This is a genomic window from Salinibius halmophilus (genome assembly GCF_003577475.1).
Lineage (GTDB): Bacteria > Pseudomonadota > Gammaproteobacteria > Pseudomonadales > Natronospirillaceae > Salinibius > Salinibius halmophilus.
On the sequence record NZ_QPEP01000001.1, the window covers coordinates 173572 to 185844 of the forward strand.

Annotated in this window: 10 protein-coding genes; 5 read left to right on the top strand and 5 right to left on the bottom strand. The window is 48.7% G+C overall.

Features of this window, described 5'->3' with window-relative positions; translation table 11 throughout:
- Together metQ and DUW71_RS00725 are read left to right on the top strand one after the other, a co-directional pair.
- Positions 1 to 789, top strand: a complete 789-nt coding sequence (gene metQ / locus DUW71_RS00720) for a methionine ABC transporter substrate-binding lipoprotein MetQ (RefSeq protein WP_119393315.1) — start codon at positions 1 to 3, stop codon at positions 787 to 789.
- Between the two features lie 73 nt (positions 790 to 862).
- Positions 863 to 1351, top strand: a complete 489-nt coding sequence (locus tag DUW71_RS00725) for a GNAT family N-acetyltransferase (protein WP_158583812.1) — start codon at positions 863 to 865, stop codon at positions 1349 to 1351.
- 57 nt (positions 1352 to 1408) lie between these two features.
- On the opposite strand, the gene DUW71_RS00730 is transcribed toward DUW71_RS00725, so the two are convergent.
- On the bottom strand, positions 1409 to 5146 hold the full coding sequence (locus tag DUW71_RS00730; protein WP_119393317.1) for a metallophosphoesterase: 3738 nt from the start codon (positions 5144 to 5146) through the stop codon (positions 1409 to 1411).
- Between the two features lie 139 nt (positions 5147 to 5285).
- On the opposite strand from DUW71_RS00730, the gene DUW71_RS00735 reads away from it, so the two are divergent.
- Entirely contained in the window at positions 5286 to 6233 is a 948-nt protein-coding gene (locus DUW71_RS00735; RefSeq protein WP_119393318.1) for a TRM11 family SAM-dependent methyltransferase, read from the top strand.
- Between the two features lie 36 nt (positions 6234 to 6269).
- Here the strand turns inward: DUW71_RS00735 and DUW71_RS00740 are convergent, their stop codons facing one another.
- A complete protein-coding gene (locus tag DUW71_RS00740) occupies positions 6270 to 8195 on the bottom strand; it encodes a cadherin repeat domain-containing protein (protein WP_119393319.1) in 1926 nt (641 codons plus the stop codon).
- A gap of 122 nt (positions 8196 to 8317) precedes the next feature.
- On the opposite strand from DUW71_RS00740, the gene DUW71_RS00745 reads away from it, so the two are divergent.
- Positions 8318 to 9310: an aminotransferase class I/II-fold pyridoxal phosphate-dependent enzyme gene (locus DUW71_RS00745; protein WP_119393320.1), complete on the top strand. Its 993-nt coding sequence runs from the start codon at positions 8318 to 8320 to the stop codon at positions 9308 to 9310.
- On the top strand, positions 9307 to 10227 hold the full coding sequence (gene cbiB, locus DUW71_RS00750) for an adenosylcobinamide-phosphate synthase CbiB (RefSeq protein WP_119393321.1): 921 nt from the start codon (positions 9307 to 9309) through the stop codon (positions 10225 to 10227). The genes DUW71_RS00745 and cbiB overlap by 4 nt, the downstream gene beginning before the upstream one ends.
- Here the strand turns inward: cbiB and DUW71_RS00755 are convergent.
- From DUW71_RS00755 to DUW71_RS00765, 3 genes are all read right to left on the bottom strand, one after another.
- Positions 10193 to 10609 (bottom strand): META domain-containing protein, encoded by a 417-nt coding sequence (locus tag DUW71_RS00755; protein WP_119393322.1) that lies wholly within the window; start codon positions 10607 to 10609, stop codon positions 10193 to 10195. The two genes, cbiB and DUW71_RS00755, sit on opposite strands and share 35 nt — an antisense overlap.
- A 30-nt stretch (positions 10610 to 10639) precedes the next feature.
- Positions 10640 to 11104 carry a hypothetical protein gene (locus DUW71_RS00760; protein WP_119393323.1) on the bottom strand — a complete coding sequence of 155 codons (465 nt, stop codon included), beginning with the start codon at positions 11102 to 11104 and terminating at the stop codon, positions 10640 to 10642.
- A gap of 139 nt (positions 11105 to 11243) precedes the next feature.
- Positions 11244 to 12239, bottom strand: coding sequence for a hypothetical protein (locus tag DUW71_RS00765; protein WP_119393324.1), 996 nt, complete (start codon positions 12237 to 12239; stop codon positions 11244 to 11246).
- Positions 12240 to 12273 lie beyond the last annotated feature (34 nt).

Consider the following 12273-nt stretch of genomic DNA (forward strand, 5'->3'; position numbering starts at 1 on the left):
ATGAAAAAGTTATTCATTGCCGCTACAGCCATTGCCACCCTGCTTACTGGTTGTGGACAAAGTGACAACAGCACCCTAAAACTTGGTGTTATGGCAGGCGCTGAAGCGCAAGTAGCCGAAGTTGCCGCACAGGTCGCCGAGCGTGAGTATGGTCTTAGTGTTGAGTTAATTGAATTTAATGATTACGTGACACCCAACTCAGCCCTCGACGAAGGCTCGATTGATGCCAATGCCTTCCAGCATCGCCCGTATTTAGATGCGCAAGTTGCTGACCGCGGCTACGATTTTGAGGTGATTGGCAATACTTTGGTTTACCCAATTGCTGGTTACTCACAGACCATCGAAGCACTAAATGAGCTTGCCGATGGCGCTAAAATTGCCGTGCCTAACGACCCAACTAACCTAGGTCGGGCTTTAATTCTATTGCAAGCGCAAGGGTTAATTACCCTAGCAGACGGCGCTGGCTTAGAGGCAACTGTGCTGGATATTGTTAACAACCCAAAGAACCTAGAAATTGTTGAACTAGAAGCACCACAACTGCCACGCGCACTCGCGGACGTCGCCATTGCCATTATTAACAATACCTATGCTGCTCAAGTTGACCTTAACCCAAATGACCATGGGCTATTCGTTGAAGACGCAGACTCTCCATACGTAAACTTGATTGTAGCGCGCGCCGACAATGCCGACGACCCGCGCTTAACTCAGTTTGTTAAAGCGTATCAAACCGATGAAGTTCTGGCGAAAGCCAACGAGTTGTTTAACAACGGCGTGGTAAAAGGCTGGTAAGCAATGCCATAGCGGTGCAATGAATTGTTTGTATAATCGTTGGGGTCTCTCAACGATTATACTGGTGATTTTCATGTTTATTCGCCAAGCCACGCTAGCTGACATTGACAGCATAGCCGAGCTACACATTCATTCATGGCGCACGGCCTACGCAAGCTTAGTGCCCGCAGCAACCCTAGCTGCGATGAAAGAGCACGAGTACAGCAAATATTGGCAGAATGTTATTGCCACCAGCCAAGGCAAACTTTTGCTGGCGATGAACCATGGGGCTTTGCAGGGGTTCTGTCATTTTGAGCGTGATGACAGCACGGCAACCATTAAATCGATTCATGTGCATCCGAGCCAATATCGTCAAGGCATTGCTAGCATGCTATTAACCCGCACCCTAACTGAGCTGTCGGATGACGCTTGCTTCAATGTACTGATGTGGACCTTTCAGAAAAACCAAGCAGGTATTGAGTTTCTGCAACATCATGGTTTTAGCTTTGATGGCCAGCAAGACCGCAATCGCCACGACAACCTAGCCGAAATGCGCTTTAAAAAAGGGTTGCCGCGGCTGTAGCGGCCTTGAGCTCAGATAAATAGCGGGTGGCACTGCAAGCAATGCCCCCCTATCTAGTTAGTACTGAACTTTTCTGAGCGACACCTGGTCAAAGTAGATATCGTTATCTGAGCCGGCATTGCGCTTGCCACCCATCACAACTTCTACCTCCTGCGCACCTACTGGCACGCTAAACACCACTTGCCTGAGATCCCAGGTTCTTGCGTACCTTGTCGTTAATCTGGTCAGTTCTTGTTCGCTGCCATCTGCCATGATGGCAACGACTGTTGCATAAGGCTGATCACGGTTTTCCCAAGTAGTCATAGCAACCTTAAACACTAACTGATCGCCCGGGTTCACCGATACGGTTTGCTCCATACGGTCGACACTGCCAGCGGCTGTGCTGCCACCGTGTCCATGGCCTGCCCAAATCATCGCATTCGCCGCCGGTGCAAATAATGCCGCTGTTGGCACAGCGATCTTTTGCATCACCCCATCGGTTACTTGCCATTGATTGTCGTTTAACAGCTCATTACCAGCCTGCCCCGCAACCTTTAGCTGACTAACCGGCGTCCACTGGCTCCAAACCATATCCTGTGAACGTGCTCGGGCTCGCCAAAACCACGTATCGCCTGGTTGAATGGTTAAGCTTGGGCGATGTGTCTGGGCATATTGGTTTAACTGTGAACTATGGGTTGCTTGCCCAGTGTATAACTTTTGCCAATAGAACTGCTCATCTCCTCCCACTGCTTGACCACGCTCGGCTAGCAATTGAGTCAGATTTAGCTTACTGATATCTTGCTCGGCTTGTTTGTTAATCGGTTGATGACCATAAGCTCGCTCCCCGTCTATTAGACTTGCATCTTGCTGATACTGCCAGTTCTCGGTGCGTGTCGAGTTGCCCCAAAGATCAAACACCTCGCCACTAAAATCAGCGTTTTTGCTCAATTGCCAATGCAACTCATAAGCCGACTCACTGCCAGCAACACTGAGCTCAAGTTGATCGATTCTTTGCTCAACCGCAGAGTTTGCCTTGGGCGTTGCTGGGGCGTTGTTTTGAGCAAAACGAACTTGATCAGTGAGTGGAAACTCACCAGCTTGGCGATCGAAGTCGCGGCGCACACTAGTCATTGTGCCTTGTGCGAAGTCGAATGCCAGCGTGCTGTAACCGTAGTGATTGTTCGATACGGCAATGGTGTCGTAGTCAAACACCTCACGGTTTAAATAGGCTTGGTCATTCAGTGGCTCCAAGCTGCCAGAAACACTGGCGGCATTGAGCCATAAGTGAGCCACGTCACGAGATTGACCACGTGAATAACTATGGGTATGACCGAATACATGGCCTGTGGTGATACCAGTTTGAGCACTAAAGTTTTCTAACGTTTTTACTGCTTCACACAATGCAATCGACTCACCTTTTAGCCACATTTCAGATAAACATGGGTGATGAAACGCCGCCACAACGAAAGTTTTGTCCAGCGAATCATTCAGAGTTTGCAACAGCCAGTCTTGCTGTGTGGCGAGCGTTGCTCGATTAAAGCGGCCGTTTAAACCAGAGATTGGGTAGCTATCGAGACCGATGAAGCGAAAATCTAAATAGTCTAGCTGGTACCAATGTTCCTCAAACTGTGGGTCGTTATTGCTCGGTGGGGCAAAATAGCTGCGATAGTTAACTAGCTCGCCATCCGAGTAATAATCATGATTACCAGTTACGGGAATCAGTGGCACATATGGGGAGATTGCCTTAATGCGCGCAAACACATGGTCTCGCCAATGACTCCTATTGCCACCGGTTTGGGTAATATCACCCGCCATAATGATGCCCGCTAACGCTTGCGCACAGTTTTCGGCAATGCCTTCACATTCCGTATCTATGATGCCCTGCACGATATCGGCAAGCACATTCACATTGCCATTTTGCACATCCGACACAGCAATAAACTTACCTTCGCTGCGTTGTGTGGTAGTGGCCGGATAGGTATGCAATCGGTAGGTTGCAGATACTTGCCCATTGGCCACAATTTGGTATTGGTAGCTAGTATTTGAATCTAGGTTGTCTAGTTTTGCTTCGTGTACCAAGCCGAGTGGGTCATCACTGGCAACCTGTGCGGGTACTGTTTTTTTAGCTTCCCCTTCCCGCCAATACTGCACTTGTGCGCCAACAGGTTGCATTTCAAACATCACGGTCATGCTGTTATGGCTAGGCGCTTGTAAATAAGGGTTAGCAATAAACGACAGTTCACAGCTAGCGTCTGGCACCAAGCCAAGATAATCACTTACACATCCGAGTGGCAAAGGTCCACGCACCACTTTGTCTTGCTCTATGCTGTAGCGCACTACTCTGTTGTCGGTGAGTAAAATATCGGCAAACTCATAACCATGGTTCAACACCGCTTGAATGGACGAGGCATAGTCCGCCAAACCTGGCCAGGTGCCATTGCTAATTGCTTTCGGGTAGCCTGAGTCAACGCTCATTTGAGCTAGGTTCACCCGCACATAACTAGCATCCGACAAAAACAGGTGCACTCTGTTGTCATTCCATTTTAACGCGCCCACCACCTGCTGCGCATCGCTAAGGCCAGCAATCGCCTGAGACTGAGCAACGGGATACCCAGGTAACATTTCACCCGTTTCGGTACTCACTTCGGCATATGTGCCATTGTTTAACAACCAACCTTGAGTGGTAGGTGATAACTCGAATGCCGCAGATAGCTTGGCAGCGTTGTCAAAATTCGACTGCCAAGTATTGTAGCCAGCATAACCAGCAGCACTGATCCAGCCAGAGTTGTTCGCCCCGGCTAAAATCTCGTAGGCATCATTGTAAGGAAGGTTAACGAGCTGGCTTGGTAGGGTTTGCGGATAACCGGGCATTACTCTATCGGCTGCTAAATCATAGCGAACAACGCGGTTATCTGAGATGAAAACATCGGCGAAGTCTGGCAGTACGGTTGAGATCGCCTGGATGTCATTAGCAAACTCGCCCAGCCCCGGCCAATAGCCTTCAATAGGCTTAGGATAGCCACCATCGACTTGCTTACGGCTAAGCGTAATGCGGTCGTAGGTGCCATTGTCATAAAACGCATAAATGCGGTCATGGTTGCGCCAACGCATAATGCCTACAACCCCTGACTGCATACCAGCGAAGTAGTCAGTCATTGGCACCGGAAATCCGGGCAGCACTGATTTGCTTGCCGTTGAATACTGCAAATACTCATCGGTGTTTAAGAACACCCCAATCGTATCCAGGTTCACTTGATAGGCGCCTGCTAGTGAACCAGCATATTGGTATAGACCTGAGTACTTCGTATTTTGAATTTCTTCGGTTAGCAAAGACGCCACATTGAAGTCAAAATCAATGCGGGCAACAGATTGATCATTGCGCCAAATAAAATGCTCATCACCCAAGCTTACCGCCATCATCGGCACTGTTGGTTGACTAACACAGGCGACAGACTGCCAGAACCAACCCTCGCTTGGTGTTTCCCAAACTCCAGGGTTATTCTGCGCTTGCCAGCAGTTTTCTTGATAGAAGTATACCTCTCCGTTCTCGGCCTGTGTTTCGCCCAGAATAAACTCTGGGTGCTTCGTATGATTCATTGTTTCATCAAGCTTGGTCCAAGCCAGTGGCCAAAACGCTCCATGCTTAGGTTGGTAGGGTGCCAAATGGCACCATTGGCTCGCCGGCCATTCATTGCACTGGAAAACATCGCCAGAGTCACTGACCTGGTCACCTGCTTGATACATACGGTCAGCTTGCCAGGGTGCTGCTGTAGCAACACTGGCAAGCACAGTTAAACCTAATAAATAGTATTTCATAACCCCTCCCTTAGTGGTATATACCAGTTAAAAGAAAAGGCATTAAAAACCGGTTTCAATTGAGTGGCGATTTGAAGAATCTATTTTGACAAGAGTTCTGCTATGATTAATCGCTTAGATAATTAACTCGGCCACGCCAATGAACCACTGTCTTATTTTAATTTCCCCAGAAGCCAAACAAGCTTATTTCGCTGACTATCAAAGTGTTGTAGAGCAAGAATTTGCCGCAGTATGCCCAGACGCAGAATGTCAGATGGTAAAACGTGGACCATTTGAGTTCTTACAAGTCAGTCAAGCCACTGAGATTAACCCGCAAACCTTACTTAAGCTCTCGTTTGCTCAAGGTTTGTTTACCGAGCACAGGGAGCAACTGACACCCGTTGCTGATGAAGCCAGCTTTTTGCTACATGAAGATTTTGTATTTGGTAGTAAATACCGCGGCAAAACCAGTGAGCGCCTGACACAACTACTCATTAATGTAGGCCTTGCCCATATCCCAACACAAAATCAAACAATCAGCTTGCTCGACCCGATGGCGGGGCGTGGAACGAGTTTGTTTTGGGCAATGCGATATGGCTTAAAAGCGCGCGGCATTGAGCAGGATGCCAAGGCCCTAGACGATATTCAGCGAAATACCAAAAAGTGGACCAAGCTTCACAAGGTTAAACACAAGCTTAGCCAAGGGTTTATTGGTAAACCTAACAAGCAAAATCAAGGCAAGTTTTTAGATTTTGCTGCAGCTGAAACAAGCCTGCGAGTGGTAACAGGTGATGCCAGAAAAGCCAATGAGCTATTTAGTAAGGAGAAGTTCGACCTGATTGTTAGCGACATTCCTTATGGGGTACAGCACACCACAGAAGACAACACCCGCAACCCAATTGAAGTGATTCAACAAGCCATTCCGGCATGGCAAGCGGTGCTAAAAAAACACGGCGTTATGGTTATTGCTTTTAACCGCAATAACCCACGCCGCGCCTTTATAGAAAAAACCTTTACTGATGCTGGCATGCAAGTGCTTGAGTTTAGTGCTGGCCATCGTATGAGCGAATCCATTGTGCGCGATGTCATAGTCATCAAGCATGGCTAGTAGCTCCACCAACAGGAGCAAAACCACTAGGCGCGCTTAAGGGACAACGGTGACGTCGATACTCAGTGAAATCGAAAAGTCACCGTCGGTCGCTTCAACAATGGCCGAGTATTTATTCTGGCCATTGGCAAAATGTACCGCGGGCCTTGCAAAACTCAACTCACCCGTTTGGCGATTGATAGCAAACCCATCACCGCTTACTAGGCGGTAGGTAACCCCTTGTTCAGCATCTTCTGCCACTAGGGTGGCAACTTTACTGGCACCATTTTTTACGGTGACGGTTAAGTCTGGCTGGTTGAACGCCACAAACACATCACCGGCTTCCTGCGTTGCATAGATCAAATCGTCATATCCATCTTGATCCGCATCATAGGCGGCGAGTGCTTTGGCCTTGGCTTGCAGGGTTAGCTGGCTTGGCAAAAACGCGCCGTTCTCGTTTTGAGCAAACCAGGATAATCCGCCAGATTCGTGAGCCAAAACAATATCCTTGCGCCCGTCGCGATTCACATCAAGAACTGAAATATCAGTGACGGCTGCCACGCGCCCCAGTAAGTTACTAGTAAAGGTGTTGCCTTGGTTGGTAATAAGCAGCAAACGATCATCCAACACCGCAACAATTTCGGGCTCTGAGCCGGCATTAAGGTTAGCTAACTCCAGTTCAGCACGTTTATAAGCACTTACCGGCAAGGTATATAATGTTAACAACTCGCTTAAATCAGAAGACAGTTCACTGATACGAATGACATCACTATTTGGGCAAGCCATAACAATGTTGTCTAGGCCATTGAGCGTTATGTCAGCAACGGCAAAGTTGCGATTTGCTGTGATGCTAGCGCAAGACCAAGAGCCAATAGCACTTGGTACAATAACCCTCTCCCCCTCTGGTGGTATTACCTCGCGCAATTGAAATAGCTGCTGCGCCCCTGACTGATAGCGCCCTACAAAAAATGCATTGCTGCTGTTGACGACTGTGTAGGGCTGAATATAGGCAAAAGGAAATGACTGTTGAAAGACATTGTTGGGTGTCCAGCTACTTCCTGCTTGCTCAAGCAAGGTCATGTCTGTGCCTGTGGCTAGAATAAGGCCAAGCTCGGTGGGCGACATGAGCGAGGTTGCAAAAAGCGTTGAGCTATTACGCTCGGCGCGAGCAAAATACTCAAACGCGCCTGAGGCAAAGTTAAACCAGCCTAACTTGCCACCTGCATCAGCGCTGACAATAAGCTCTGGGCGGCGATCTTGATTGAGGTCTTCCAGCTGAAAGTTGCTCGCTTTGGCCCCTTCAACAATTCGCGCCGTGCCACCAAATTGGCCGGGCAAAAGGCTAAGTTGCCATACAGGTGGCGTTGCATTAGCAGCATTTAGCGGTAATAAATCCTCTGAGTCTAGGGTGCCGTCGCCGTCATCGTCCGTATCCTGCTTGTTGCCTATACCATCACCATCCGTATCTAGCGATTCGCTTGCATTAAAAGGGAACGCATCAAACGTATCGTCAACGCCGTCGTTATCGTCATCAGTATCGGCGTTATTGCCAATACCGTCGTTGTCGTTGTCTGCCCATTCACTGGCATTATTTGGGAAGCGATCCTGACTATCGACTACGCCATCATTGTCGTCATCGCTATCTTGATTGTCGGCAATGCCATCATTATCGGCATCGGCCCATTCATCGGCATTGAGGGGGAAACGATCTTGAGCGTCTAGTACACCATCATTGTCATCGTCTTGATCGGCATTATTACCCAGTCCATCGCCATCCGAGTCTAGCGTTTCGTTGCCATTAAATGGGAAGTCGTCGAGGGCATTCTGCACACCGTCGCCATCACTATCGATAAACTTAGGGTCTACCTCAGGCGTTACCAATACAGTGACTCGTACTTCTTGGAACTGCTCAACTGGTTTAATGGCTTGATTACAGCCACTTAGCAAGATTGCCGCTGATATTGGTAACAATGCAAAGCGCATGATAAATCCCTGTAATAGTGTAAAACGCTAGAAAACTATACCACAGCCATCATCACTGGCAGAATCACAATTGCGTAGGCAGAATACGGGCTCTATTGATCAGTTTTAGGTGTCCACATCAGATGCAAGCTGCATTGCACGGAGACGATATTGAAACCTGCGGTTTTGAAGTACGCTACAACTTCAGCAGCAATGTAGGGCCAGCGCCTAATGTGCAAGCATTATTGCAAAGCTCGCCGTTGTTATCCCAGTACCCGCAAGCGAATAAACTCAAACAAAAGCTATGTAACAAGCACTCAGTTGCGGCAACCCAATTGCTGCTGTGCAATGGTGCGGCGGAAGCCATCTACTTATTAGCGCAGTACTTTCGTGGCAAACATAGCCATATCATCACGCCCACGTTTTGCGAGTATGAGTTGGCCTGCTCAGCCAACGACCACAAGTTAACTTATGCTAACAGCGTTCAGCCGTGCGATGTGCTGTGGCTTTGCAACCCAAACAACCCCACAGGCAAGTGTTATGAACCAGAGCAAATGATGCAGTGGCTAACAGACCGTTGGCTAGTTATTGATGAGTCTTATGGTTATCAGCAGCCACAACTTAGTATAGTCGGCGCAGTAAGTGATGATGAGAACCTTGTCATTGTTCGTTCACTCACTAAAGAGTTGGCCATAGCAGGGTTGCGTATCGGCTACATTCTGGCACCCGCACCAGTGATTAAAGCCTTGCAGCGCTTGCAACCTCCATGGCCAGTGAATAGCATTGCCCTGCACTGCGCTGAGCAGTTATTAGATCAACCAGTGCAAGCCTGTTCTAGCCAATGGTTGCAACAACAGTTGGCGCAAATTCCTGGTGTGACGGTTCACCCTAGTAAGCTCAGCTATTTTGTTTTTACCACCCCAATTGCCGCCCCCCGATTAAAGCAACTGCTTGGTCAGAAGTTTGGCACTCTAGTGCGTGATGCAAGCAACATTAGGGGCTGCAGTCCATATTGTGTGCGCGTGTGCAGTCAAGGCCAAGAGGCGGATCAGTATTTGGTCGATAGTTTAACTAGCACGCTCAACAGCTTATCTGAGGAGACTGTCGAGGCCCCTGTCGAGGGAGTTCTGCAATGACCTGGCTAGCCCTTATTTTGGCAGCACTATTGGATAAAGCCTTAGGTGACCCAGGAGCTGGCCACCCGATTGTCTATTTTGGCAAAGCAATCAGCAAGGGTGAAAAGGCACTCAACCGAGGGCGGTACAGAAAGTTAACAGGCAGTCTATTAGCTGGCGGTATGGTAGCCGGTGTATTTCTGCTCGTTAGTCTAATCCTGATTGTCTCCAGCTGGATATCTCCTTGGTTGGCACTGGCAGTGAACGCCGTCGGCGCATTTTATATGTTGGCGTATACAACCCTAGTGCGGGAAGCACGCATGGTATTTGAGGTATTGGACGAACAGGGCATCACGGCTGGGCGCCAGCAAGTTGCGCGTATTGTGGGGCGCGATACCAGTCAATTAACGGCCCAACAAGTGCGGCAGGCCACGCTAGAAACGCTGGCTGAGAATCTAAGTGATGGCGTCATTGCCCCCATATTTTGGTTTGTCGTACTTGGGCTGCCTGGCATGACAGCCTATAAAATGATCAACACGCTAGACAGCATGATTGGCTACAAAACCGAACGCTATTGGCAGTTTGGCTGGGCAGCGGCAAAAATAGATGATCTGGCTAACTGGCTACCGGCTCGGATCACAGCAGCATTGATCGCCGCAAATAGCCGGCGCGCATGGGCATTTATCTGGCGTTATGGAAATCAACACGCTAGCCCAAATGCTGGTTACCCTGAAGCAGCCCTTGCAGGTAGACTAAACTGCCAATTTGGTGGCCCAAATGACTACTTTGGTCAGCGTGTAGTTAAACCCTATATCGGCGAGGTCGAGCGCGTGTTAACTGCCGAGGATATGCAAAAAGCCGTTCGCATAACTGCAACGGCCTATGGCATAACACTCGCTTTGGCTATTGTTTTGGCAGTTGTTTTTGCCAGCGCATAAGCTCAACGCCTTGCTCACTCAGTAGGGTCAAGCTGGTTTGATCGGCTTGCCAAGCGGTCACCTTGGCAAACGCAGAGAGGATTTCGTCCTCGGTTTCCATCTCGGACTGACAAAACTTTTCGGTCACGCCCATTACTTCTAGTGAGATGTCACTGTCTGTAACTTGTGCTTGGCCGAAATAATTATTGCAGGTTGTCACACCACCCATACGGCCTTCTTGCAATAACAACACTGGGGTTTGCTGAGCCACTAGCGAACCACCATTTAGTTCAACTAGCTGCCATTCAATACCTTGAATGTCATCAGCACTTATGCGGACCGCTTCGGTGCTTTGACAGGCCGACAAACTTGCAGCCAATGCCAGTAATGCAATGCGTTTCATAAAGGCCTCCAACCAATTAAAGGAGAAGTGTTAAACGTTCTGTTTAAAACACTTTAGATCGTTTGGTGGCTGTCCAACAAAGAAAATACGGCTGCCATCAAAGCGAAATGTTTGCGTTTCTTGGTAACCAGCAGGAATCAATACTTGGTCTTCCGGCACTTCGGCTGCCACTTTTTCCGCAGTTTCAGGGACAATTTCAAAGGCTCTAATCAACTCACTTTCACCATAAATCAACGTCAGTTTGTCGTCGGCTAACTTATATTCACCATCTGAGCGGCTAAAGGTTTCAGTATTTGGCTGGCGGCCACCAAAATAGTAGGTTGAGTCGTTTTCAATCATCATGGTGCCATCTTCGTAAAAATGGTAACGCAGCTCAGATTTGACCGTGATGTCGTTCCTGTTCATTTCGATACGACACAGCCACTCACCAGTTAAGTCGCCTGCTTGCGCGAAGGTAGCCAAGCCAAGTGTGGCAGCCAATAACAGCTTCTTCATAATCGACTCCAATTATTGTTGTTTGCATCTGCTAATTCATTGCATGTGGGTTACATGCATTACAAGTGTGTCACAGTGGCTGTAATCTAAGCTGAACAATCTTTAGGTTGCCAACACCATTTGCTCGCATTGTGACTACTTAGCCACTTTTCACTTGCGTTAGCAGCCTTTGATAGTGCTTGCGCGGCTGTTTTGCCTCGCTTTTGTTCATTGCTAACCGTTGCCAACTTAGGCCAATCAGGTTGCCATCAATGGCTTGCAAGATTCGCGGCAGCAGAGTCTCTTCGCCTATTTGCGCAAAGGCCAAGGCATACTCGTTTAACTGCCACACCCCCATTGGTGTATGGGCGCGTTGCTGAATATTGGCAACAGACAGCTCTTTCGTTCCAAGCCACTTGCGAAACGACTCACTTAACTCATCAACAAATACCGGTCGTTGCATGTAGCGCTGCGAGGCTTCCAACCCTTTATCAACGCGCAAGGTTGCGGCAAGCTCGTTATAAGCAAAGGCTAATAGACTATGCTGACTAGCGCCCAAAGCTGGCTTAAGTACCTGGCGAGCAAACTGGAACATTTGCTCGTTATCGCCACCAAAGCGGCGGCTCATGGCCAAAAAATAGTGTCGATCGGCAACAAAGTTATCTGGGCAGTGCTTGCTTGCCGCCACTCTACAAGCATGCATGGCGTGCACCCCCTCGGCATGCGTTAACTGAGTTAGCATCATCCAGCTTTGCCAGTCACTAAAAAAGATATTATCCGCCCCCGGATTAAACTGCTCTAACCAGCCTTGTGCTTCATCGGTTAGCGCAAAGAATCGGTTCCATATTTTAGTGTCTACTTGCTCTGGAAACCCATCGCCACGTATTGTCATGGCTTGCTCGAATAATTGCACTGCTAGTGCTATCGCAGCATGGCCAGCGTCGTTATACCACTGGCGCAGGGTTTTATTGGGCAACTTAGCAAGCGTTAACCAAGCTGGGTAGCGTTCGGCGCACGACATACCATTAAGCAGCTCGTCTAGCTGCGCAAGGTCCTTTTGTTTCAGTGCCGCCTGCCAGTCGGGCAAACTGGTCACCAACGGCAACGGGCTGTAGCTTACGCCGCCGTTTAAACGCTGTTTAATGGCATTAAACATGGTGCATCACGCTTTTTTATTGGTTTTCGCTATC